Raw genomic sequence first — 24,694 nt, 5'->3', positions numbered from 1 at the left:
CTTGTTCTTGGGTCTACTGCAGGTTTTCGAGGGTGTCGGCGAGTTCCGCACCCGTCATCGGTTCGCGCGCCACCACGAGGATGGTGTCATCACCGGCGATGGTGCCGACCACGTAGGGCAGCGCCGCGCGGTCGATGGCACTGGCCAGGTAGTGCGCCGCACCGGGTGGCGTGCGCAGCACGGCGAGATTGCCGCTGGCGTCGGTGGACACCAACAGGTCGCCCAGCAGCCGCGACATGCGCTCGGTGCCGCCGCTGACCCCCCGCACCGGGCTACCGTCCTCGGGCACCACGTACACGCCGACGCCGCCGTCGGCACCGCGCAACTTCACCGCGCCGAGCTCCTCGAGGTCACGCGACAGGGTGGCCTGGGTGATGTCGATGCCCTCCTCGGCCAGCATCGCGGCCAGTTCACTCTGGCTGCTCACCGAGTGCGACGACAGCAGCGCGATGATGCGCGCCTGCCGTCCGACCCGAGTCGCGGCGGTCACGAGCGTTCCAATAGCCATACCAGCAGCGCCTTCTGGGCGTGCAGCCGATTCTCGGCCTCATCCCACACCGCGCTCTTGGGACCGTCGATGACGTCGTCGGTGATCTCGTGTCCGCGGTGTGCGGGCAGGCAGTGCAGCACGACGGCGTCGGGGTCGGCGAGGCTCAGCAGCCCGCCGTTGACCTGGAACGGGCGGAACGGCCGCACCCGGTCGAGTCCGTCGTTCTCCTGGCCCATCGACGTCCACGTGTCGGTGACCAGGACGTCGGCGCCGTCCGCGGCCGAGCGCGGATCGGCGGTGACGGTCACCGTCGCCCCGGTGTCGTCGGCCCGCTTCTGCGCCGCTGCCACGAACATCGGATGAGGTTCGAAACCGGTTGGGGCGGCGATGGTCACGTTGATTCCGGCGGTCACTCCGCCGAGCATCAGCGAGTGCGCCATGTTGTTGGCGCCGTCGCCGAAGTACGTCAGCCGCAGTCCGGTCAGCGCGCCCTTGCGTTCGGCCAGCGTCTGCAGGTCGGCCAGCACCTGGCACGGGTGGAACTCGTCGGACAGCGCGTTGACGATCGGCACCGTGGATCCAGATGCCATGGCGCCCAACCGCTCCTGGGCGAAGGTCCGCCACACGATCGCGTCGACGTAGCGCGACAACACCTGGCCGGTGTCCTCAAGGGTCTCCTCGCGGCCCAACTGCGTGCTGCGGCCGTCGACCACCACGGCGTGGCCGCCGAGCTGCGCGACGCCCATCTCGAACGAGAACCGGGTCCGGGTGGAGTTCTTCTCGAAGATGACGGCGACGCCGCGGGGGCCCTCGAGTGGCCTGCGGCTGAACGGCGCCTTCTTGAGCTCCGCGGCGAGCGCGAGCACTTCGGCCTGCTCGGTGGGAGTGAGGTCGTCGTCGCGCAGGAAGTGTCTGAGTGTCACTGTGGCTCCATGGCGGTGTCGAGGACGGCAGGCAGCGCGGCCAGGAAGGCGTCGACCTGCGCGTCGGTGACGACGAGCGGCGGCGCGAGCCGGACCACGTCGGGCGCGGCGGCATTGACGAGGAAGCCCGCGTCGCGGGCAGCCGTCTCGACGGCCTTGCCGTGCGGCGCGGTCAGCACGACCCCGCGCAGAAGACCACGCCCGCGGACGTGGTCGACCAACGGGTGCCCGATGGCTTCGATTCCGTGGCTCAACGTCTTTCCGAGCACGTCGGCACGGGTGATGAGGTCGTCGTCGGCGAGCGTTTTCAGTACGGCCAGCGCCGCCGCGGTGCACACCGGGTTGCCGCCGAACGTGCTGCCGTGCAGCCCAGGAGTGAGCAGTCCGGCGGCGTCGCCGATGGCCAGGCACGCACCGATCGGTAGTCCGCCGCCCAAACCCTTTGCGAGCGTGACCACGTCGGGGGTGATGCCGTCGTGCTGGTGGGCGTAGAACGTACCGGTGCGCCCGATCCCCGTCTGCACCTCGTCGAGCACGAGCAGCGCCCCGTGCCTGGTCGTGAGCTCGCGAGCCGCCACCAGGTAGCCGGCGGGCGGGGTGACGACGCCACCCTCCCCCATGATCGGCTCGAGAAACACCGCCGCCGTCTCGTCATCGATGACGGCGGCGAGCGCGTCGACGTCGCCGTACGGGACATGGGTGACCTCGCCGGGCAGTGGCGCGAACGGCGCCTGCTTGGTCGGTTGCCCGGTCAATGCGAGCGACCCCATGGTGCGGCCGTGGAACGCGCCTTCGGCGGCAACGAGTTTGGTGCGCCCCGTCAGCCGGGTGATCTTGAAGGCCGCTTCGTTGGCCTCGGTGCCCGAATTGCCGAAGAACACCCGAACCTCGGCGTCGGTGCCGAGGTGTGCGACGAGTGCCTCGGCGAGCGCGATGCCCGGCTCGGTCGCGTACAGGTTGGACGTGTGACCAAGCGTGTTGAGCTGGCGGGTGACCGCCTCGATGATCGCGGGATGGCGGTGGCCGAGCACGTTCACGGCGATACCGCCGAGAAAGTCGACGTACGACTTGCCGTCGGCGTCGGTCACCACGGCGCCCTCGCCGCTGACCAGTGCGACGGGCGGAGTGCCGTAGTTGTCCATCATCACGGCCTGCCAACGTTCTTGCAGCGCTTCAGTCTGTGACATTCCCCTGTCGCTTCGCTCCTGCCCGCTGGATGTCACGCACTCACCACCTTGGTCCCGGAGCCCTCGTTCGTGAACAGTTCGACCAGCACGCAGTGCTCCACGCGACCGTCGATGACGTGAGCGCTCGGCACTCCGCCTGCCACGGCCCGCAGGCACGCCTCGATCTTCGGCACCATGCCGGACTCGAGGCCCGGCAACAGCCCGGTCAACGTGGCGACGTCGATCTCGCTCACCAGGGAGTCGCGGTCGGGCCACCGTGTGTAGAGCCCTTCGACGTCGGTGAGCATCAGCAGCTTCTCCGCACCGAGCGCCTCCGCCAGGGCGGCGGCCGCGGTGTCGGCGTTGATGTTGTGGACCACGCCGTCGACGTCGGGAGCGATGGTCGAGACGACCGGAATGCGGCCGGTGGCAATGAGATCCAGCACCGCCGCGGTGTTGACACGCTCGACGTCGCCGACGAGGCCGATGTCGGTGGCGACGCCGTCGACGGTGACGCTGCGGCGAATCGCGGTGAACAGGTGGGCGTCCTCACCGGTGATCCCGACGGCGTACGGGCCGTGCGCGTTGATCAACCCGACCAGTTCGCGTCCCACCTGGCCGAACAGCACCATGCGTGCGACGTCGAGCACTTCCGGTGTGGTGACCCGGAATCCGCCCTTGAAGTCACCCGCAATGCCGAGCCGCTTGAGCATCGCGCTGATCTGCGGACCGCCGCCGTGGACGACGACGGGATGGATGCCGCAGTTGCGCAGGAACACCATGTCGGCGGCGAACGCCGCCTTCAGCACGTCGTCGGTCATGGCGTTGCCGCCGTACTTGACGACGACGATCTTGCCGTGAAGTGCCTTGAGCCACGGCAGCGCCTCGGCGAGCACCGCCGCCTTGGTCTGGGTATCGGCGCTCACGAGGAGTAGGCCGAGTTCTCTTCGACGTAGGCGTGGGACAGATCGGTGGTGCGGATCGTGGCGTCGGCGGTGCCGACGCCGAGCTCGACGACGACGGTGATGTCGGGGCCGGACAGGTCGACGTCGCGCGCCCCCGGTGCACCGGTGCCGTTGACGCACACCGGAGTTCCGTTGAACAGCACGTTGATCCGGTCGGGGTCGAGTTCGACCGGTGCCATGCCGACCGCCGCGAGCACCCGGCCCCAGTTGGGGTCCGATCCGAACAATGCGGTCTTGACCAGGCTGTCGCGGGCGATGACCCGGGCGGCGACGACCGCGTCGGCCTCGCTCGCTGCGCCGGTGACGGTCACGGCGACGCGCTTGGTGACGCCCTCGGCGTCCGCCTGCAGCTGGGCACAGAGGTCGTTGCACACGGCCAGCACGGCTTCGTCGAGTTCGGCTTGGCTTGGCGCGATTTCGCTTGCCCCCGAGGCCAGCAGCAACACCGTGTCGTTCGTCGAGCAGCTCCCGTCGATGTCGAGCCGGTCGAACGTCCGTGCCGCGGCGTTGCGCAACGCCTGGTCGAGTGCGGCCGCGTCGGCGACGGCATCGGTGGTGAGCACGCACAGCATGGTGGCCAACGACGGCGCGAGCATGCCCGCACCCTTGACCATGCCGCCGACGGTCCAGTTGGCGCCGGATTCTGGCGAGTGGTGCAGCGCAACCTGTTTCGGAACGGTGTCGGTGGTCATGATGGCCTGCGCGGCGTCGGCCCCGCCGGACAGCCCGCCAGCCATCTCGTGCACGACGGTCTCGACCCCGGCGAGCACCTTGTCCATGGGCAGCCGGTCGCCGATCAAACCCGTTGAGCAGACCGCGACTTCGATGGCTCCGGTCTCGGTGCCCCATTGCGACAGCGCTGCGGCGACGGCCTCGGCGGTCGCGTGGGTGTCCTGGAAACCGCCTGGTCCCGTGCAGGCGTTGGCTCCGCCCGAGTTGAGGATGACGGCCCGCGCCCGGCCCGTAGTGATCATCTGCTGGGTCCAGAGCACGGGTGCGGCCTTCACCTTGTTTCGGGTGAAGACGGCGGCCGCGGCGTGGTCGGGGCCCTCGTTGAAGACCAATGCCAGGTCGGGCGCACCCGAGGCCTTGATGCCCGCAGCGATTCCGGTGGCCCGGAAACCGGCCGGCGCCGTGACGCCCTGGTCGCGAACCAGTCGCAATGTCGTTGTCACGGTGCTACCCCCACGATCGAAAGTCCTTCCGTCTCCGGCCAACCCAGCGCAAGATTCATCGACTGCACCGCTGCGCCACCGGTACCCTTCACCAGGTTGTCGATGGCGCACAGCGCCACGAGTACGCCCGCGTCCGCGTCGACCGCCACCGCCACCTGGGCGGCGTTGCTGCCGATCACCGCGCCAGTCTTCGGCAGCTGGCCATCGGGCAGGAGGTACACGAACGGCTCGTCACCGTAGGCCTTTTCGTATGCGGCGCGGACTTCGGACAGCGACGCCGTCGTCCTGGCGGTGCAGGTCGCGAGGATGCCGCGTGAGGTCGGAATCAGCACCGGTGTGAAGGACACGGACACGTCCTTGTCCGTGACCGTCCGCAGGCCTTGGGCAATCTCGGGCGTGTGCCGGTGTGTCCCACCGACGTTGTACGCCCTCGCCGAACCGATGACCTCTGAGCCAAGCAGGTCGACCTTGGCCGCCCGGCCCGCGCCCGAGGTGCCGCTGACCGCGACGACGGTCACGGCAGGCTCCACCAGGTCGGCCCCGACCGCGGGGAGCAGCGCCAGCAGCGCCGCCGTCGGGTAGCACCCGGGCACCGCGATGCGCTTGGTCGACTTGAGTGCGTCGCGCCCGCCGGGCAGTTCGGGCAGGCCGTAGGGCCACGTGCCTGCGTGCGGGGAGCCATAGAACCGCTCCCAGTCCCCCGCGTCGGTGAGCCGGAAGTCGGCGCCGCAGTCGACGATCAGCGTGTCGGGGCCAAGTTGTTCGGCCAGCGCCGCGGAGTGGCCGTGCGGCAATCCAAGGAAGACCACGTCATGGCCGGCGAGCACCTCGACGGTGGTGTCCTCCAGCACGCGCGCCGCGAGCGGCAGTAGGTGCGGGTGGTGCTCACCGAGAGTGGTACCCGCGCTGGCGGCGGCCGTCACCGCACCGATCGTCAGGCGCCCGTCGGCGTAGGCCGGGTGGCCCAGCAACAGCCGCAGGATCTCGCCGCCGGCGTAGCCGCTGGCACCGGCCACCGCTATCGAAGTCACCGGCTGATTCTGCATGGTTATGCATCCCGATGCAAATGAATTATGTGGCAGGTGCGGTCAGCGGCGCTGGACGGCGCCGACCCGCTGGGCCGCAACCGCGACCGCGGCATCCCGAGCCGCGCTGGCCTCGTCCTCGGTGAGCGTCCTGTCGGCGGCGCGGAACCGCAGGGCCAACGTCAACGACTTGCGGCCCTCGCCGATCTGCGGACCGGCGTAGACGTCGAACAGTCGGATGTCTTCGAGCAGTTCGCCCGCGCCGTCGCGCACCGCGTCGACCACGGACTGCGTGGCCACGTCGTCACCGACGATGAGGCTGACGTCCTGGAACACCGCAGGGAACGGCGACACCGCGGGCACCGGCAGCGGCTCCACGATCGGTACCGCGTCGAGGTCGAGTTCCACCGCACAGGTGCCCTTCGGCAGACTCATCCGTTCGATGACCGCGGGATGCAGTTGGCCTGCGTACCCGACGACCACGTCGCCGACGAGCACCTCGGCGCACCGCCCGGGATGCCACGGCAGCAGCTGAGCCGCCCGCAGGGTGACGTCGACCCTGCACGCCCTCGCGATGATGCGGACGGCCTCGAACGCGTCCGCGGCGTCGACGGGACGTCCCGGCCCCCAGGGGCCTGCAGGCTCGCGCAACCCCGTCAACACCAGGCCAACGTGCAGCGGTTGACTAGGAAGCGCGGCGTCGATCATGGCGATCTCGGCATCGGTGGGCCGCCGGTCGACGGCGATGGGCTCGACGGCGCGCGTCTGCGCAGTCGCCAGCACCACCTGCTCGATGCCGAACAAGGCGACGTCGACGGCACCGCGGGACACGTTGCGGGACAACGCCTCCAACAAACCGGGAAGCAGGGTCGACGCGAGCTGCGGTCGATCGGACTCCAACGGATTCAGCACCGCCACCGTCGCACGGCGCGCATCGTCGGCGGGTAGCCCCCACTGGTCGAACACACCGGCAGGCAGGAACGGCGTGGGCAGCACTTCGACGAATCCGTTGAGCGCCAAGGACTTCCCGATGACGCGGCGACGACTCTGACCGGCAGTCAGGCCGCGCCCCGGCGGGGCGAGCGGAAGCACCGACGGGATCAGATCGAGCCCTTCCAGCCGGAGCACTTCCTCGACGAGGTCTGCTGGTTGCTTGAGATCCGGTCGCCAGCTCGGGGGAACCATGGTGACGACGCCGTCGGTCTCCGACACGCGGCCGCCGATCTGGGTAAGCCGGTGAGTTGTCACGCCGGCGGCATAGTCGATGCCCGCGGTCCGGTCGGGCAAATCGGACGGCATGCTCACCGGCGCAGGCGACCAATCCTCGCGCGGCGGATCGCCACGCCAGTCGGTGAGCGTCGGCTCGACGGTTCCGTGCGCGATCTCGGCGAGCAGCGCCGCGCAACGGTCAAGTGCGGCAACCGAGATGGCCGGATCGACAGTGCGCTCGTACCGGCGGCTGGCCTCGCTGACGAGGTGCAGCCTGCGCTGCGTGCGTGACACGGCGGCCGGATCCCATACGGCGGCTTCCAGCAGCACGTCGGTGGTGGTGTCGCGCACCTCGGTGGTCCCGGCGCCCATCACACCACCGATGGCCGCGGTCGCGACGTCGTCGACAATGAGCACGTCACCGGGATCGAGCTTGCGTTCCACGTCGTCGAGCGTGACGACCTTCTCCCCCGGTGTCGCGAAGCGCACGTCGAAGCCACCGGTGATGAGGCTGCGATCGTGGGCGTGCATGGGATGGCCGAGTTCGAGCATGACGTAGTTCGTGACGTCGACGGCAGGCGAGATGGCCCGGATGCCGCTGAGCAGCAGCCGACGCTGAAGCCACCACGGCGACACCGCCGTTGGGTCGATTCCGGTGACTGGGCGTAGCCCGAAGCGCAGCACACCTGTGCCGGGTTGCACCGTCAGCGGCCAGGCCTCGCCCTCGACGGGAAGCGGCGCCACGTCGGCCGGGTCGACGAACTCGAGGTCATAGGCGCACGCCAGCTCGCGGGCCATGCCCCGGACGGAAAGGCAGTAGCCGCGGTCCGGGGTGATCGCCAGATGGAACACCACGTCATCGAGCCCGAGCACCTCGATGCCCGAGGCGCCCGGCTCGGCGGTGCCCGGCGGCAGCACCATGATTCCGGCGTGGTCGGTGCCGAAGTTGAGTTCGGCGGCCGAGCAGATCATTCCGTCGGAAGTGCGGCCATAGGTCTCGCGCTTGGCGATGGTGAAGTCACCTGGCAACACGGTGCCGGGCAGTGCGACGACGACCAGGTCGCCGACGGCGAAGTTGGTTGCCCCGCAGACGATGTCACGGGGCTCTGGCTCGCCGACGTCGACCTTGCACGCCCGGATGGGCTTCTTGAACTCGGTGAGCTCCTCGAGCTCGACGACCCGGCCGACGGTGAGCGGACCCGACACCGGTCCGGCGGGAATGATCTCCTCGACTTCGTGGCCGATGCGGATGAACGTCTGCTCGAGTTCTTCGGGTGAGACGTCCCAGTCTGGTGCGCCGGCCCGGACGACGTCGCGCAGCCAGCTGTAGGGAAGGCGCATCAGGCTCCGACCCCGAACGGAAGGGAGAACCGCACGTCGCCTTCGACCATGTCGCGCATGTCGGGAATTCCGTTGCGGAACTGCAGGGTTCGCTCCAACCCCATACCGAATGCGAAGCCCGAGTACACCGCGGGGTCGATTCCGCAGGCGCGCAGCACGTTCGGGTTGACCATGCCGCAGCCACCCCACTCGACCCAGCCGGGTCCGCCCTTCTTGTTCTCGAACCACACGTCGACCTCCGCCGACGGTTCGGTGAAGGGAAAGAAGTGCGGACGAAAGCGCGTGCGACCCTGCGACCCGAATTCGGCCCGGGCAAGCGCGTCCAGCGTGCCCTTGAGGTGCGCCATGGTCAGGCCGCGGTCCACGGCGAGACCTTCCACCTGGTGGAACACCGGGGTGTGGGTGGTGTCGAGCTCGTCGGTGCGGAACGTTCGCCCGATCGACACGATGTAGACCGGCAGCTCGCGTTCGAGCAGGGCGCGGATCTGCACCGGCGAGGTGTGGGTGCGCAGCACCTGGCGCGACCCGTCGGGCGCGACGTGGAACGTGTCCTGCTCGCTACGCGCGGGGTGGTCCGGCGGGAAGTTCAGGGCGTCGAAGTTGAACTGCTCGGTCTCGACCTCGGGCCCCTCGGCCAGCTCCCACCCCATGGCGATGAACGTGTCTGCGACGTGTTCGGCGAGGATCGTGATCGGGTGGCGCGCGCCGATCGGCTGGCGGGTCGACGGCAACGTCACGTCGATCTGCTCGGCCTCCAGCGCGGCCGCGTCGCGCTCGGCGCGCAACACCTCGAGCCGCTCGTCGTACGCGGCCTGGGCGTCACCGCGGGCGACGTTCACTAGGCGGCCCGCGTCGGCGCGCGCCTCCTTCGGCAGCGCGGCCAGCGACTGGCGAGCCAGGGCGATGGGCGACTTGTCGCCGAGGTGCTCGGTCTTGGCTGGGGCCAGCCCGTCGAGGTCGGCGGCCTGATCGAACGCGCGACGAGCCGCGCTGACCGCCTCGGTCAGCGCTTCTTCGGACAATCCCGGCTTTTCCACGGGCTGATCAGCCACCCGGCGATCATAGCTATGGGGCACGTGTGACTCGCGATACAGTCACGCGGTGATCGTGCGGCCCATGATCGTCGCAGCAGTCTGGTTGGCCGGGATACTCGCCGCGCTGGCGGCGGTGACCGCATCCTGGTGGTGGGTGGCCCTAGCCGTCGTCCTGCTCGGCTTGGCGGGCCTGGGCACTTGGGATCTCCTGCAGACGCGGCACACGATCCTGCGGGTGTATCCGATCCTCGGTCACGTCCGGTTCCTCATGGAGCTCATCCGTCCGGAGATCCGCCAGTACTTCATCGAATCCAACACCGAGGCATCGCCGTTCGACAGGGAGACCCGAGACCTGGTCTACGAACGCGCGAAGGCCACCAAGGGCGACGAGCCGTTCGGCACGGAGCGCGACGTCTACGCCATCGGCTACGAATTCCTGCGGCACTCCATCCGGGCCCACTTCGCCGAGAACCTCGCGCCCAAGGTCCGGCTGGGCGGCCCGGACTGCACGCAGCCGTACGACATTGCGATGCTCAACGTCTCGGCGATGAGCTTCGGCGCCCTGTCCGCGCAGGCGATCGAGGCACTCAACGGCGGCGCCGCGCGGGGCGGCTTCGCGCACGACACCGGCGAAGGCGGCATCAGCCCGTATCACCTGCGCGCTGGAGGTGACCTGATCTGGGAGGTCGGGTCCGGGTACTTCGGGTGCCGAGACGCCGACGGCCGCTTCGATCCGGTGGCGTTCGCCGAGAAGTCGCAACTCGCATCGGTCAAGGCGATCTCGGTGAAGCTCTCGCAGGGCGCCAAGCCCGGCTTGGGCGGCGTGCTGCCCGGGGCCAAGGTGAGCGCGGAGATCGCGGCCGCCCGGGGCGTGCCGATCGGCCGGACGGTGGTGTCGCCGCCGTCGCACAGCGCGTTCAGCACCCCGGCCGAATTCATGGGTTTCATCGCGACGCTGCGGAGACTGTCCGGTGGCAAGCCCGTCGGGTTCAAGCTGTGCATCGGCGCCCGCACCGAGTTCCTCTCGATCTGCAAGGCGGTCATCGCCACGGGTATCGCGCCCGACTTCGTCATCGTCGACGGCGGCGAGGGCGGCACGGGATCCGGGCCGCAGGAGTTCGAGGACCACGTCGGGATGCCGCTCACCGAGGCACTGATGCTGGTGCACAACTGCCTCGTCGGCACCGGGCTGCGCGACCGGATTCGCGTTGGCGCGTCGGGGAAGGTCGCTAGCGGCGTCGACATCGTCAGCCGCGTCTGTCAGGGCGCGGACTTCACGATGTCGGCGCGGGCGATGATGTTCGCCGTCGGCTGCATCCAAGCGCTCAAGTGCAACACCAACCACTGCCCGACGGGCGTCACCACTCAGGATCCTGCGCGTTCGCGTGCACTCGACGTACCGGACAAGACGACGCGGGTGTTCAACTATCAGGCCGCCACCGTCGCCAGTGCCGCCCAGATCGTTGCGTCCATGGGCCTGACCGGATTCCACGAGCTGTCCCCGGCGATGTTGAACCGGCGCATCGAGGGGCAACGCACGCTGACCTACGCCGAGATCTACGAGTGGCTGATGCCGGGTGAGTTGCTGGACGATCCCCCCGAGTCGTGGCTGTCGGACTGGATCGAGGCGAGCGCCGAAGAATTCCGGTGACGGACCGCGCCCGCCGCCTAGCTCGCACAATTGCGGCTGTCGCGCCGACGTGACGGCCTGCCCCTCTGGGCTTTGGTCTCGGCGCCGTCATCATTTGTTATTTGTTGACGCGTCCTGAAGAGATGTCGTGACTCACGCGTGAATGGCCGGCAACTCGGTTCCGACCGGGCCGACGCCGGGACGCGCCCGAGTTGCGGTCCACAGTCGCGTCAACAGGGCGGCGAACAACGCCCCGGCCAGACCACAGGGCGCCGCGAGCGCACCGAACGACTCGGCGACGACGAAGAAGCCGAAGATCGACCCGACGACCAGGAGCGCCACCCGCGGCGGCGTCCATGGCCCAGGCGTCCCGAAGCGCAAGGCGACCGCCATGCCCAACGCCAACGCCACGACGTGTCCGACGTCGGTGAAGTCGCGATCGACGGCGGTCACCGCGGCGCCGACCGCCAGCCACCAACCCACCCAGATTGGCCGCCAACGGCGCGGGATCGCCGGCGTGAGCGCACCCAGCACCGCGATCGCCCCGTAGCTCATGCCAACGTCGGTCGCCCGCGTGACCGTACCCGGTAGCCAGCCCCAACTGACGCCCGCCGTGAGGCCGATGGCCACCAGAAGCGTCGCGCCGACGTGACCGACCACGAAGGCCACCACCAAACGGGTACTACGCCACAGCAACTCGGCCAGCCCCAGGAGGCAGAGCAGCCCGGGCAACCACAGCGCGACGGGGCTGGCGTCCACGACGAACGCGCTACTGAAGAGCGTCCCGAGGTGGCCACGGCTCAAGTTGTGCAGGTTCGTGCTGGCATGGCGGATCACCTGGTCCTGCAGGGCGGGTCGCAGCGCCAACAACGTGGTGTTGACGCATACCAGGATCGCGCCGTACCCCACGGTCACGCGCAACCTCGCCAACCGGGAGAGCGCCGCGTACACCATCGACTACGACTATGCCTGCGGCTCGTCTCCGTCTTCCGGAGCGCCACCTGGCAAATCCCTGCGAATCTTCACGAAGTACATCGCGAGGTCGCCGGGAACTCCCGCGATCTTCGGCGAAAAGAGTTGTTTGCGAACCCGTTTCGTCGTCACTCCGAGCGCCTCGAAGTCCTCGTGGGCGATGCGGTCCAGCGTGGTCTGCGATACGACGAGCCCGCCCTTGGTGGCACGATCCATCACCCTAGCGGCGATGTTCACGTCGATGCCCAGCCAGTCCGAACCGATGCGCTGCGGCCGCCCAGTGTGGACACCCGCCCTCATCTGCGGCGTATACCCGCCTACCTCAACGGTTTTCACGGCCTCCAACGCGACAAGCACCGCACGTACTGCGGTGGCGGCGTCGGGGAACACCGCCATGGTGCCGTCGCCCATCCGCTTGACGATGTGCCCACCTGCCGCGAGAAGCGGCGGCTCGGTGACCTGGGCCACGCGCCTCAACAGCGTCAGCGTCGCGTCGTCACCGGCTCGCAACGACCAGTCCGAGAACCCGACGAGGTCGGTGAATACCAGCGTCACCTCGCGGTGCGCCGGCCGACCCGACACCCGTTCGGTCACCGCCTGCCACACCTGCAGCCCGGCGAGGCTCACCTCGCGCGTGGCTGCGTCGCGGTCCAATAGCCGGTCGGCCGCCCGTGCTGCTGCCCGCGGTCCGCCAACGCCGTCCGCGGACAACGGATCACCGAAGTCCGGGTCTCCTGGCAGCGCGCGGCGCGCGCGCCTGATGAAGGCGATCACCGCGGGACTGTGGTTGCCGGACTTCAGCCACCCCAACGGTCCGCCCGGGCCGACGCCCAAGTCGCTGCGCTCCTGACCATGCCCGCCGGACCGTTCTTCGAACGATTCGGCATCCACAACGCCACCCTAGGTGGCACTTCGAACGAGCGGCAACGACGCGGCGGGCCACGGCCCGCGAACGCGCTGGTCACGCCGATCTTGAAAGGACACGCACGATGTTCGTCACAATGCGGCGAGCCGACCTGGTGCGACCGATCACGGCGGTGTAGCGGCTCGATGGCCGGCGGATAACTTCTGCTTCCGACGCGCCGAGGGGTTGTGGACAACGCGTGTTGTCACGCTTATCGTGGCCGAACACCCGTGGGTTGACACTCAGCGAGGACACCATGACCGCGAGCTCAAGGACGAGCGCCAAGACCGCCGAGCGGCCGACCGATCCCCTCGGCCCCGACTCGCTGACATGGAAGTACTTCGGCGACCTCCGCACCGGAATGTTGGGCGTGTGGATCGGCGCGATCCAGAACATGTACCCGGAGCTCGGCGCGGGCGTCGAGGACCACTCGATCCTGCTGCGTGAGCCGCTGCAACGGGTGGCCCGCTCCGTCTTCCCGATCATGGGCGTCGTCTACGACGGCGAGCGCGCCGCGCAAACCGGTGCGCAGATCCGGGGATACCACGAAACCATCAAGGGCGTCGACGCTGCGGGTCGTCGCTACCACGCGCTGAACCCGGAGACGTTCTATTGGGCTCACGCCACGTTCTTCATGCTGATCCTGAAGACCGCCGAGTACTTCTGCGGCGGCCTCACCGAAGCCGAGAAGCGCCAGCTGTTCGACGAGCACGTCCAGTGGTATCGCATGTACGGCATGAGCATGCGTCCGGTGCCGCAGACATGGGAGGACTTCTGCGAGTACTGGGAACGGACCTGCCGCGACGAGCTCGAAATGAACCGGGCCACCCTCGACATCTTCGCGATCCGGATTCCGAAGCCGTGGTTCGTGCTGATGCCGACGCCGGTGTGGGATCAGCTGTTCAAACCGATGGTCGCCGGGCAGCGCTGGATCGCTGCCGGACTGTTCGACCCCGCAGTCCGCGAGAAGGCGGGCATGCGCTGGACCCCTAGCGACGAGGTGCTGCTCCGACTGTTCGGCAAGGCCGTCGAGCTCGCCTTCCTGGTGGTGCCCGACGAGATCCGACTGCACCCTCGCGCGATAGCCGCCTACAAGCGGGCAGCCGGCCGGATTCCCGGGGACGCGCCGCTCGTGGAGGCGCCCGCGTTCATGGCACCGCCGCGCGACCGCCGGGAGCTGCCCATGCACTACGTCCCTCAGGGCAAGTCGTTGATCGAACGCGCCGGGTCACTGGTGCACACGACGTTCTCACTGGCCGGCCTGCGCCCCGCGCGCGGTCGGCAAAAGCCCGGAGAGGCAGCCTGATTCATGCTCGAATGGTCTGACGTCGACATTGCCGTGCGCGATGCCGTCCGCGACTTCGTGGACAAGGAAATCCGTCCGCATCTCGACGAGCTCGAGAGTGGCGAGCTGGCGCCCTACCCCATCATCCGAAAGCTGTTCTCGACGTTCGGCATCGACGTGATGGCCAGGGAGTCGCTGCAGAAGCGCCTCGCCAAGTTGCGCGACGGCGACGAGTCGCGAGGCGGTTCGTCGGGCGGAATGTTCGGTGGCGGCGGCGAACAGGCCGGCATGGGCTTCGTCGTGGTCAGCGAACTCTGCCGGGTCAGCATGGGTGTCGTCACCGGAATGGGGGTCAGCCTCGGGCTCACCGTTCCGACCATCGCCTCCCGCGGCACCCTCGCCCAACAGGAACGCTGGCTGCCCGAGTTGGTCACCTACGAGAAGGTCGGGGCCTGGGCCATCACCGAGGCGGACTCGGGATCCGATGCGTTCGGCGGCATGAAGTCATACGTGACGCGCGACGGCGACGATTATCTGCTCAACGGCCAGAAGACGTTCATCACCAACGGACCCGATGCCGACGTCGTGGTCGTCTACGCCAAGCTGGACGAGGGTGATCCGAGCGTCGACAAGCGCAACCGCAAGGTGCTCACCTTCGTGCTCGACCGCGGCATGGAGGGCTTCGTTCAGTCGAAGCCGTTCCGCAAGATGGGGATTCACAGTTCCCGCACGGGTGAACTCTTCTTCGACAACGTACGCCTTGGCCGCGACCGATTGCTCGGCGAGACCGAGGACAACGGCGCGGGCGACGGGCGCGACAGCGCACGGTCCAACTTCTCCGCCGAACGGATCGGTGTCGTGTCCATGGCGCTCGGCGTGATCGAGGAGTGTCTGCGGCTGTGCACCGACTACGCGAAGACCCGAACGCTATGGGGCCAGGAGATCGGCCAGTTCCAACTGATCCAGCTGAAGTTGGCGAATATGGAAGTCGCACGAATGAACGTGCGCAACATGCTCTTTCGCGTCATCGAAGCCGCCCAGAGCGGGACGTCGATCTCACTGCCCGAAGCCTCTGCGATGAAGTGGTACAGCTCGCAGGCGGCCACCGACGTCGCGATGGAGGCGGTGCAGGTGTTCGGCGGAAACGGCTACATGACGGAGTACCGCGTGGAGCAGCTGGCCCGCGACGCCAAGTCGTTGATGATCTACGCGGGAAGCAACGAGGTACAGATCACCCACGTGGCACGGGGCCTGCTCAGCGGCTGAAGCGCGCGCCGCCGAACACGCGACCATTTCTGCAATATGGTTGCGATTCGACGCCGCCGACAGCCTTGGTGCAGAATTCGACGACCTCCACACCGAGTTCTGCACCTGGGTCGTGACCCACACCCGGCCCGCGTTTGGTGGGCCGCTACTGGTCCTCCAGGATGAACTCCGACGCCCTGGCCGCCATCGCCATCACCGGTCCGTTCAGGTTGCCCGCCAACATGATCGGCATCGCTGAACAGTCGACGACCCGCAGCCCGTCCACTCCCCTGACCCTGAGTCGCCCGTCGACGACGTCGTCGTCGCTGGGTCCCATCGCACAACTGCCGACGGCGTGGTAACCGGTGTAGCCGTCGTCCAACGCGGTGTCGATCAATTCCTCGTCGCTCTGGACGTTGAGCCCAGGGGATATTTCGTGGTCGATGCGGTCCGCGATCGGGGACTGTGCGAACAGCTCTCGCGCCCTGCGCATCAGGTTGGCCGTGACGGTGCGGTCGTAGTCGCTGGTCAGATAGTTCGGTTCGATGCGAAGTGGCGCGTTGGGATCGGCGGAGGTGATCGTGACGCTGCCGTCCGACGTCGGACGCAGCGCAAAGCCCAGACACGAAATGCCCGGCTCTCGCTCGATGGACATCGGCTCACCGGCCTGGTACTTGGGGATCGTGAAGGGCCCGAGCAGCAACTGCCCGTCGACGCGTTCGACGTGCGGTTCCGACTTCAGAAAGGCCAGAACCTCGAACGTCGGCGTCGCCAACGTACCCCTTCGCGTCGCCAGATACCGGGCCGCGGCGGCAGCCTGACCGCGGCTGGAGGACAGCTGGCGGTTGTACCCCAGGTTCTCCTTCAACCTGAATCTGAGTGCGAAGCACCGGTGTTCGTGAACCCGCCGCCCGACGTGTTCCCGCTCGACGAGGACGGGCACGCCTGCACTCTCGAGCACGTCGCGCGGGCCGATGCCGGACAGCTGCAGCAACTGTGGGCTGTTTAGGCTGCCGAGCGCGCAGATGACCTCACGCGCCGCGCGGAACTCGGCGTTGGCGCCGTTGGCCGTCTTGACCTGGACGCCGACGGCGCGCTCGTGTTCCACGATCAGGCGCTGAACGGTGGTACGCGTGATCACATCCAGATTGTCGCGACGTCGCGCGGGCTTCAGGAACGCATCGGCAGCGCTGACTCGGCGACCATTCCGGATCGTCGCGGTGGCGTATCCGATGCGCGGGTCGTCTGATTCGTTGATGTCCTGAAGTTCACGGAGCCCGGCGTTGGTGCCGGCGCCGATGATCTCCCGGCACAATGGGTCCGGTCCATGGCCAGCCGAAATATGCAGTGGCCCACCGGAACCCCGAGTCGGCGAAGGGCCGAACTCGTTGTCTTCGAACGACTTGAAGATCGGCAGGATGTCGTTCCAACCCCAGCCCTTGTTGCCACGACGCTCCAACTCGTCGTAGTCGGCCCGATTGCCTCGGTTGTAGACCATGCCGTTGATCGAGCTCGACCCGCCGATGACCTTGCCCCGCGCCCAGAACTCGGATCTTTGGTTGGGCCCGAATGGAGTGGTCGCGTATCGCCACGCGTACTTCTCGTTCTCCATCAACAGCCCGCCGCCCTTGGGCACGTGAAACATGGGATGGCGGTCCGGGCCACCGGCCTCGATGAGGAGCACCCTATTGCGGGGGTCGGCCGACAGGCGGTTCGCCAACACGCATCCCGCCGATCCCGCACCCGCGACGATGTAGTCGTAGCCAGCCATCAATTCCTCGGTTCGGCTCAAGGACGTTACAAATGCCATCCAATTCGTATCGCCGAAGGGTACACCCGAGCTGGCCTAAGATTCTCGGAATCGTGAGGCGCTCTGATACAGGCAGATCGCGGCCGCGGCGGCGATGTTGAGGCTCTCGGCGCTGCCGCTCATGGGAATGCGCACGCGGGCGTCGGCCAGCGCGGCGACCTCCCCGGACAATCCGTGTGCCTCGGAGCCGAAGAACCATGCGGTCGGCCCACTCAGGTCGGCGTCGTCGAGGGAGACCTCTCCGTCGAGCGTGGTCGCCAAGATCGCGAGCCCGGCCTGTCGCAGCGCCGTCACCAACGCGTCGACGTCGGGCGCCTCCAGCACCGGCAGCGCGAAGATGCTTCCCGCTGAGGCGCGCAGGCACTTGCCGTTGTAGGGGTCCACACCATCGCCGGCCAACACGACCGCGTCGGCGCCAAGGGCGTCGGCGATCCGAATGAGCGTGCCCGCGTTGCCGGGCTCCGACGTGCCCACCGCGACGAGTACCAGCCGGGGCGCGGCACCGAGCACGTCGGCCAGTCGAGTCTCGGGCAGCGTGCACACCGCGAACAGCCCGACCGGAGTGACCGTTTCGGACAACGCCTTGGCGGCCTTGTCGGTGATCACGTGGACGGGCGCGCCGCTGAGCAGGTCGGTGAATCTGGCGTTGGCCGCCTCGGTGACGAGCACGTCGGACACCAAACCGCGCCGCAACGCTGCCTCGACGAGGTTGGGACCCTCGGCGAGAAAGCGTGCGGCGCGGCGTCGTCCAACGGTGCGCTGCAACTTGAGCGCGGCCGCTACGCGGTCCGATCGCTCAGTGAGCGGAGCCGAACTCAGGCGGCCTCTCCGGACGGAGCGTTGACATCGTCCGGCAGGGCCTTGCGGGCCACGTCGACCAGCGCGGTGAACGCCGCGGGATCGCTGACGGCGATCTCGGCGAGGTTCTTGCGGTCCACCTCGACCCCAGCGGCCTTGAGCCCCTGGATCAGTCGGTTGTAGGTGATGTCGTTGGCGCGGGCCGCAGCATTGATCCGCGAGATCCACAGCTTGCGGAACTCACCCTTGCGGGCGCGCCGGTCGCGGTAGGCGTAGGTCAGCGAATGCAGCTGCTGCTCTTTGGCTTTGCGGTAGAGCCGAGAGCGCTGGCCACGGTAGCCCTTGGAGGCCTTGAGGACAGTGCGCCGCTTCTTTTGGGCGTTGATTGCGCGCTTCACGCGTGCCATGGGATGTTCCTTATTCTCGTGCGGTCAGTGGGGCGGCAAGTCAGCCGTTCAGCATCTTGGTCACGCGGCTGGTGTCGTTGGCTGCAACGGTGGTGCGACCGTCGAGCCTGCGGGTGCGCTTGCTGGCCTTGTGCTCGAGCAAGTGTCGCCGGCCGGCCTTCTGCCGCACGATCTTTCCGGTGCCGGTCTTCCGGAAGCGCTTCGACGCTCCGCTGTGAGTCTTGGCCTTGGGCATGAATCCTCAGTTCTCGTGGTGGATCAGTTCAGTTATGGAGCTGGTGGCGCTTCGCTCGGTGGCGCCGCCGCGGGCTCCGCGGGGGCCGGTACCGCACGCTGCGCGGCCGGTGCATCGGCATCGTGCGCCGCCTTGGCGCGAGTCTTCGCACCGCGGTGCGGCGCCAGCACCATCGTCATGTTGCGGCCGTCCTGCTTGGCGGACGTCTCGACGTAGCCGTACTCGGCGACGTCGGCGCCCAGCCGCTGCAACAGGCGGTAGCCCAACTCGGGCCGCGACTGCTCGCGTCCGCGGAACATGATCGTCACCTTGACCTTCGACCCGGCTTCGAGGAAGCGAACGACGTGACCCTTCTTGGTCAGGTAGTCGTGGTCGTCGATCTTGGGACGGAGCTTCTGTTCCTTGACGACGGTCTGCTGCTGGTTCTTGCGAGACTCGCGCGCCTTCTGGGCCGTCTCATACTTGAACTTGCCGTAGTCCATGATCTTGCAGACCGGGGGTCTGGCGTCTGGGGCTACTTCGACGAGATCGAGATCGGCGTCCGCGGCGACGCGGAGTGCATCTTCGATGCGCACGATGCCTACCTGTTCACCGCCCGGTCCGATCAGGCGGACTTCAGGTACGCGTATGCGCTCGTTGATGCGTGTCTCAGTGCTGATGGGGCCTCCTATGTCGTCTTCGAGGAGTCCAACGCCATCAGCAGAAAAGCCCTGCTCAATGCAGGGCCCAATGCCGACCGATCACGGCAGCAGCCGCCTGCGCAAAACGCAGAACGGGCATCTCACGATGTCCGTGACCGGACCGCTGAACCTGTACGGTCAACGGTGGGAGTGGGACTCCACTTGCTGTCCTGGCGTATGCCGGGACGGTCGCGCATGGGAGTCTACCAGCCATGACCGATCCTCCTAACATCCGTGAACTGGCCGAGATTCCCGCCGTCGAGGTCATCACGCGATCGGCCGTCATGCTGATGAGCGCCGCCGCCGAGAAACTGGGCCTGTCGGCTGAGGACCCCGACGACAGTCCGCACCGCGATCTCGACGAAGCCCGCCGCCTGATCACCGCGCTCGCCGGCCTCGTCGCCGCCTCGGCGGAGTACCTCGGCCCGCACGCCGGGCCCGTCCGCGACGGCCTCAAGAGTCTGCAGTTGGCGTTCCGCGAGTCCAGTGCCGCTCCGGACGAGCCCGGGCACGGTCCGGGCGAGAAGTACACCGGACCGGTCTGGTAGCCCCTCACTCTCACCCATTTCGCGGCCGGAACGCATATCCTCGCGGCCTATGACTCTGACCGCGGTTACCAGGCATCAGCAGCGGCGTTCCACGTTTTGGTGGGTGCCTGCCGCGTCGGGCTGGACCGTGGGCGTCATCGCGACGCTGTCACTCGTCGCCAGTGTGTCGCCAGCGGTGCGCTGGATGATCAGGATTCCCCGCGAGTTCGTCAACGACTACGTCTTCAACTTCCCGGACACCAGCTTCGCGTGGGCGTTCGTCCTGGCGCTGCTCGCGGCAGCCCTGGCCGCCCGCAAGAGCGTCGCGTGGTGGATTCTCGTGCTCTACATGGTCGCGGCCGTCGGATGGAACGTCGTGGACCTGCTCACCGGCGACGAGTCGGTCATGGAGGACATCGGGGAGGTCATCGGCCTCGTCTTCCACGTCGCCGCGATCGCGTTCCTGATCCTTGCCCGCGGCGAGTTCTGGGCGAAGGTACGCCGCGGCGCCCTGATCAAGGCCGCGCTCGCGCTCGTTGCGGGCATGGCGATCGGCACCCTGACCGGGTGGGGTCTGCTCGAACTCTTCCCCGGATCCCTTGCCCAGTCGGACCGTCCGTTGTACGCACTGAACCGCGTGCTCGCCTTCGCCGGTGCGGACTCGAACAACTTCACCGGCCATCCGCACGTCTTCGTGAACGCCCTCCTCGGCTTGTTCGGAGCGCTCGCATTGATGGTCGCGGCGATCGTCCTGTTCCGATCTCAGCGGGCCGAGAACGCGCTCACCGGCGAGGACGAGTCCGCCATCCGGGGCCTGCTCGAGATGTACGGCAAGAACGACTCACTGGGGTACTTCGCGACCCGCCGCGACAAGTCGGTGGTGTTCGCCCCCAACGGACGCGCCGCGGTGACGTATCGCGTCGAGGTCGGGGTCTGCCTCGCCAGCGGCGACCCGGTCGGCGACCCGAAGTCCTGGCCGGCGGCCATCAACGCCTGGTTGAAACTGTGCGAATCCTACGGCTGGGCGCCCGGCGTGATGGGCGCGAGTTCGGCTGCCGCACAAGCATTCCGCGAAGCCGGCCTCAATGCGCTCGAACTCGGCGACGAGGCGATTCTGTACCCCGACCGTTTCAAGCTCTCCGGACCCGACATGAAGCCGGTGCGCCAGGCCGTGACCCGGGCGAGACGCGCCGGACTCACGGTGCGGCTGCGTCGTCACCGGGACCTGTCCACCGACGAGATGGCCGAGGTGACCAAGCGCGCCGACGCCTGGCGCGATACCGAGACCGAGCGCGGCTTCTCGATGGCGCTGGGCCGGCTGGGCGACCCAGCCGACGGTGATTGCCTGCTGGCGGAGGCGGTGCAGGGTGAGTCGGAGGTCGTCGCGATGCTGTCCCTGGTGCCGTGGGGCACCAACGGGGTGTCGCTTGACCTGATGCGCCGCTCGCCCCAATCCCCCAACGGCACCAACGAATTGATGGTCAGCGAGCTGTGCCTGCAAGCCGAGGACATCGGCATCACCCGCATCTCGCTGAACTTCGCGATGTTCCGGTCCGCCTTCGAAGAGGGCGCCCAACTCGGCGCTGGCCCGATCGCGCGGCTGTGGCGCGCCCTTTTGGTGTTCTTCTCCCGCTGGTGGCAACTGGAGACGCTGTACCGGTCGAACATGAAGTACCAGCCCGAATGGGTGCCTCGCTTCGCGTGCTACGAGGATGCTCGGCTCATCCCGCGGGTCGGTATCGCGTCGGTCATCGCCGAGGGCTTCCTGGTGCTGCCGTTCAGCCGTCGCGCCAAGCAGCACACGGGTCACCACTCCTCGGTGCCGGAGACCCTGGTCAAGACGGGCCTCCTTCACGACGATGGCAGCGCGCCCGATCTCAGCGCCCTCGCCATCGCCGACGACGACGCCGCTGCCGCCCGGCTACCCGAACAGGTGCGGGTGCGCATGGCCAAGCTGAAGACGTTGCAGGCCAACGGCGTCGACGCCTACCCCGTGGGACAGGCCCCCAGCCACACCGTCGCGCAGGCCGTCGACACCGACGGGATCACCCTCAGCGTCGCCGGGCGCGTGCTGCGGATGCGCGACTACGGAGCCGTGCTCTTCGCGCAACTTCGGGACTGGTCCGGCGAAGTTCAGCTGCTGCTGGACAACTCCCGACTCACCGAGGGCCGCACCGCCGACTTCACCAACGCGATCGACCTCGGCGACCTGATCGAGGTCACCGGATCGATGGGGACGAGCAAGTCCGGTACCCCATCGCTACTGGTCGACAGCTGGCGCCTGATCGGCAAGTGCCTGCGCCCACTGCCCGACAAGTGGAAGGGCCTCACCGACCCGGAGGCGCGGGTCCGCACGCGCTACGTCGACCTGGCCATCAACACCGAGTCCCGCGACCTCATCACGGCCCGCAGCAGAATCTTGCACTCCATTCGGGAGACGTTGGTCGGCAAGGGTTTCCTCGAAGTCGAGACGCCGATCCTGCAGCAGATCCACGGCGGTGCCAACGCCAGACCGTTCATGACCCACATCAACGCCTACGACCTCGACCTCTACCTGCGGATCGCACCGGAGCTCTACTTGAAACGGCTCTGCGTCGGCGGCGTGGAGCGCGTCTTCGAACTGGGCCGCGCCTTCCGCAACGAGGGCGTGGACTTCAGTCACAACCCCGAATTCACCCTGCTGGAGGCCTACCAGGCGCACGCCGACTACCACGTGTGGATCGACGGGTGCCGCGAGCTGATCCAGAGTGCCGCGCAGGCCGCCAACGGCAGCCAGGTGGTCATGCGGCCCGGAGAACCCGACGGAGCCCTGCTCGCCGTCGACATCTCCGGTGAGTGGCCCGTGAAGACCGTGCACGGCGCGGTGTCCGAGGCGCTGGGCGAGCCGATCGACCCGGACACCGACCTCGCCAAACTGCGTTCTCTGTGCGACGGGGCCGGAGTGCCCTACCTCACCCACTGGGACGCGGGCGCCGTCGTGCTCGAACTGTACGAACGGCTGGTCGAGGGCCAGACCGAACGTCCGACGTTCTACAAGGACTTCCCGACGTCGGTGTCTCCGCTGACCCGGCCGCACCGCAGCCTTCCTGGGGTCGCCGAACGCTGGGACCTGGTGGCGTGGGGAGTCGAACTCGGCACCGCGTACAGCGAGTTGACCGACCCGGTGGAGCAGCGGCGCAGGCTCGAGGAGCAGTCGCTGCTCGCCGCGGGCGGCGATCCCGAGGCGATGGAGCTCGACGAGGACTTCCTGCAGGCGATGGAGTACGCCATGCCGCCCACCGGCGGGCTGGGCGTCGGCGTGGACCGCGTGGTCATGCTCATCACCGGACGGAGCATCCGTGAGACCCTGCCGTTCCCGCTGGCGAAGCCACGCTAGACCGAACTCACAGGTTGCCACGAGGTAGGGCATCCACCATGTTGCCGTGACCTCATTGGTGAGCGCTGCGGGAGATTTTCGCCAACAACATCTTTCGTTGATGCACGGGTGGGTACCGCTCGCCGTGCAGGCCGTCGCTGCGGTGGTCATCATCGTCGCGGTCGGTTGGCGCAGCCGGACCTGGCGACGGTTCTGGCTGCCGTCGGCCATCGCGGTCGGCGGAATCCTGACGGCGACCGCCTACTGGTACGTCTCGTCGGAGGGGCTCGCGGGCGACCCTGCTCCGAATCTGCTGTGGATCTGGACGACGGTCACGGGCGCCACGCTGGTGGTGCTGGTGGCGGGCTGGCGCGGCGCCCGTTGGTGGCGGCGCGGCGCGTCCGTGGTCGCAGTGCCGCTGGCGCTGCTGTGCGCGGCCCTGGCGCTGAACCTCTGGGTGGGCTACTTCCCCACCGTGCAGACGGCCTGGAACCAGCTCACTGCCGGGCCGCTGCCCGACCAGACCGACCAGGCCACCGTCGTCTCGATGCAGAAATCCCGCCAGATCCCGGCGAAGGGCACCGTCGTCCCGGTGACCATCAGCTCCGTGGCGTCGGGCTTCAAGCACCGCGGCGAGCTCGTCTACCTGCCGCCCGCCTGGTACGCCAGCAACCCGCCGCCGAAGCTGCCGACCGTGATGATGATCGGCGGCGAGTTCAACACGCCCGCCGACTGGCTGCGGGCGGGCAACGCGATCAAGACCGCCGACGACTTCGCCGCCGGGCACGGCGGCAACGCTCCCGTCATGGTCTTCGTCGACTCCGGCGGCGCGTTCAACAACGACACCGAATGCGTCAATGGCACCCGCGGAAATGCCGCCGACCACCTGACCAAGGACGTGCCGCCCTTCATGGAGTCCACGTATGGGGTGAGCGCCAACCCGGCCAACTGGGGCGTCGTGGGCTGGTCGATGGGCGGCACCTGCGCGGTCGACCTTGCCGTGATGCACCCCAACGAATTCAGCACGTTCGAGGACATCGCCGGGGATCTCGCCCCGAACTCCGGCACTCCGCAACAGACGATCGACCGGCTGTTCGGCGGCGACAAGACGGCCTATGCGCGCTTCGACCCGACGGCCGTGATCACCCAGCACGGGCCGTACACCGGCGTCGCGGGCTGGTTCGACATCAGCGGAACGGCGTCGGTCACCAACGGTCCAACTGTGGTGAACGCGAACAACAACGGCGGCAGCGGGCTCGGCGGGCGTGACCCCGCGGGCCGGACCAGCGATCAGACGTCGGCAGCGACGTCGCTGTGCGGCACGGGCACCGCCAACGGCATCTCGTGCGCGGTGGTGTCACAGCCCGGCAAGCACGACTGGCCATTCGCGGCGCACGCATTCGCCGCGGCGCTGCCCTGGTTGTCCAGTCAACTCGGTACCCCCGGAGTGCAGCCCGTGGGACTGCCCGCATCCGCTGCGCCCCCGCCCACCGCACAAGCAGCGGGCAAGTGACGCCT

The 24,694-nt window shown here is 68.1% G+C and carries 21 protein-coding genes; 6 read left to right on the top strand and 15 right to left on the bottom strand.

Going from position 1 to position 24,694, the window contains the following annotated elements:
• Positions 1–13: 13 nt before the first annotated feature.
• The 8 genes from SLQ33_RS13495 to pheS are packed head-to-tail and all read right to left on the bottom strand — an operon-like array spanning position 14 to position 9,346.
• Complete coding sequence (locus tag SLQ33_RS13495) at positions 14–508, bottom strand: arginine repressor (protein ID WP_319454330.1); 495 nt, start codon at positions 506–508, stop codon at positions 14–16.
• Positions 487–1,413, bottom strand: a complete 927-nt coding sequence (gene argF, locus SLQ33_RS13490; protein ID WP_319454329.1) for an ornithine carbamoyltransferase — start codon at positions 1,411–1,413, stop codon at positions 487–489. Before argF ends, SLQ33_RS13495 begins: the two co-directional genes overlap by 22 nt.
• Entirely contained in the window at positions 1,410–2,600 is a 1,191-nt protein-coding gene (locus SLQ33_RS13485) for an acetylornithine transaminase (protein ID WP_319454328.1), read from the bottom strand. The genes argF and SLQ33_RS13485 overlap by 4 nt, the downstream gene beginning before the upstream one ends.
• Before the next feature lie 32 nt (positions 2,601–2,632).
• On the bottom strand, positions 2,633–3,505 hold the full coding sequence (argB, locus tag SLQ33_RS13480) for an acetylglutamate kinase (RefSeq protein WP_319454327.1): 873 nt from the start codon (positions 3,503–3,505) through the stop codon (positions 2,633–2,635).
• A complete protein-coding gene (gene argJ / locus SLQ33_RS13475) occupies positions 3,502–4,719 on the bottom strand; it encodes a bifunctional glutamate N-acetyltransferase/amino-acid acetyltransferase ArgJ (protein ID WP_319454326.1) in 1,218 nt (405 codons plus the stop codon). Before argJ ends, argB begins: the two co-directional genes overlap by 4 nt.
• Positions 4,716–5,765, bottom strand: coding sequence for an N-acetyl-gamma-glutamyl-phosphate reductase (gene argC / locus SLQ33_RS13470; RefSeq protein WP_319454325.1), 1,050 nt, complete (start codon positions 5,763–5,765; stop codon positions 4,716–4,718). The genes argJ and argC overlap by 4 nt, the downstream gene beginning before the upstream one ends.
• A gap of 42 nt (positions 5,766–5,807) precedes the next feature.
• Complete coding sequence (pheT, locus tag SLQ33_RS13465) at positions 5,808–8,294, bottom strand: phenylalanine--tRNA ligase subunit beta (RefSeq protein ID WP_319454324.1); 2,487 nt, start codon at positions 8,292–8,294, stop codon at positions 5,808–5,810.
• Positions 8,294–9,346, bottom strand: a complete 1,053-nt coding sequence (pheS, locus tag SLQ33_RS13460; protein WP_319454323.1) for a phenylalanine--tRNA ligase subunit alpha — start codon at positions 9,344–9,346, stop codon at positions 8,294–8,296. Before pheS ends, pheT begins: the two co-directional genes overlap by 1 nt.
• A 52-nt stretch (positions 9,347–9,398) precedes the next feature.
• Between pheS and SLQ33_RS13455 the strand changes: the two genes are divergently transcribed.
• Positions 9,399–10,979, top strand: a complete 1,581-nt coding sequence (locus SLQ33_RS13455) for an FMN-binding glutamate synthase family protein (RefSeq protein ID WP_319454380.1) — start codon at positions 9,399–9,401, stop codon at positions 10,977–10,979.
• A gap of 132 nt (positions 10,980–11,111) precedes the next feature.
• Here SLQ33_RS13455 and SLQ33_RS13450 read toward each other — a convergent pair whose 3' ends face one another.
• Complete coding sequence (locus SLQ33_RS13450; protein WP_319454322.1) at positions 11,112–11,912, bottom strand: rhomboid-like protein; 801 nt, start codon at positions 11,910–11,912, stop codon at positions 11,112–11,114.
• Between the two features lie 9 nt (positions 11,913–11,921).
• The gene (locus SLQ33_RS13445) at positions 11,922–12,821 is read right to left on the bottom strand and encodes an adenylate/guanylate cyclase domain-containing protein (protein WP_413467641.1); all 900 of its coding nucleotides are present in this window, start codon (positions 12,819–12,821) and stop codon (positions 11,922–11,924) included.
• Between the two features lie 269 nt (positions 12,822–13,090).
• On the opposite strand from SLQ33_RS13445, the gene SLQ33_RS13440 reads away from it, so the two are divergent.
• Together SLQ33_RS13440 and SLQ33_RS13435 are read left to right on the top strand one after the other, a co-directional pair.
• Positions 13,091–14,140 carry an oxygenase MpaB family protein gene (locus tag SLQ33_RS13440; protein ID WP_319454321.1) on the top strand — a complete coding sequence of 350 codons (1,050 nt, stop codon included), beginning with the start codon at positions 13,091–13,093 and terminating at the stop codon, positions 14,138–14,140.
• A 3-nt stretch (positions 14,141–14,143) separates the two neighbouring features.
• Complete coding sequence (locus tag SLQ33_RS13435) at positions 14,144–15,385, top strand: acyl-CoA dehydrogenase family protein (protein ID WP_319454320.1); 1,242 nt, start codon at positions 14,144–14,146, stop codon at positions 15,383–15,385.
• Positions 15,386–15,530: 145 nt separating this feature from the next.
• Here SLQ33_RS13435 and SLQ33_RS13430 read toward each other — a convergent pair whose 3' ends face one another.
• From SLQ33_RS13430 to infC, 5 genes are all read right to left on the bottom strand, one after another.
• Entirely contained in the window at positions 15,531–17,135 is a 1,605-nt protein-coding gene (locus SLQ33_RS13430; RefSeq protein WP_319454319.1) for a GMC family oxidoreductase, read from the bottom strand.
• Between the two features lie 75 nt (positions 17,136–17,210).
• Positions 17,211–17,993, bottom strand: a complete 783-nt coding sequence (locus tag SLQ33_RS13425) for a TrmH family RNA methyltransferase (RefSeq protein ID WP_413467647.1) — start codon at positions 17,991–17,993, stop codon at positions 17,211–17,213.
• Positions 17,990–18,379, bottom strand: coding sequence for a 50S ribosomal protein L20 (rplT, locus tag SLQ33_RS13420; RefSeq protein ID WP_319454317.1), 390 nt, complete (start codon positions 18,377–18,379; stop codon positions 17,990–17,992). Before rplT ends, SLQ33_RS13425 begins: the two co-directional genes overlap by 4 nt.
• Positions 18,380–18,419: 40 nt before the next feature.
• The gene (rpmI, locus tag SLQ33_RS13415) at positions 18,420–18,614 is read right to left on the bottom strand and encodes a 50S ribosomal protein L35 (RefSeq protein ID WP_319454316.1); all 195 of its coding nucleotides are present in this window, start codon (positions 18,612–18,614) and stop codon (positions 18,420–18,422) included.
• A 32-nt stretch (positions 18,615–18,646) separates the two neighbouring features.
• Positions 18,647–19,273, bottom strand: coding sequence for a translation initiation factor IF-3 (gene infC, locus SLQ33_RS13410; RefSeq protein WP_319454378.1), 627 nt, complete (start codon positions 19,271–19,273; stop codon positions 18,647–18,649).
• Between the two features lie 233 nt (positions 19,274–19,506).
• Between infC and SLQ33_RS13405 the strand changes: the two genes are divergently transcribed.
• The 3 genes from SLQ33_RS13405 (at position 19,507) to SLQ33_RS13395 (ending at position 24,689) form a co-directional block, all read left to right on the top strand.
• Positions 19,507–19,842: a DUF1844 domain-containing protein gene (locus SLQ33_RS13405; protein WP_319454315.1), complete on the top strand. Its 336-nt coding sequence runs from the start codon at positions 19,507–19,509 to the stop codon at positions 19,840–19,842.
• 49 nt (positions 19,843–19,891) lie between these two features.
• Positions 19,892–23,197, top strand: a complete 3,306-nt coding sequence (gene lysX / locus SLQ33_RS13400; protein WP_319454314.1) for a bifunctional lysylphosphatidylglycerol synthetase/lysine--tRNA ligase LysX — start codon at positions 19,892–19,894, stop codon at positions 23,195–23,197.
• A gap of 100 nt (positions 23,198–23,297) precedes the next feature.
• Positions 23,298–24,689, top strand: a complete 1,392-nt coding sequence (locus SLQ33_RS13395) for an alpha/beta hydrolase (protein WP_319454377.1) — start codon at positions 23,298–23,300, stop codon at positions 24,687–24,689.
• Positions 24,690–24,694: the final 5 nt, after the last annotated feature.

The organism is Mycobacterium sp. RTGN6 (genome assembly GCF_033804605.1).
GTDB lineage: Bacteria > Actinomycetota > Actinomycetes > Mycobacteriales > Mycobacteriaceae > Mycobacterium.
This window is presented reverse-complemented; position numbering and strand designations above follow the sequence as displayed.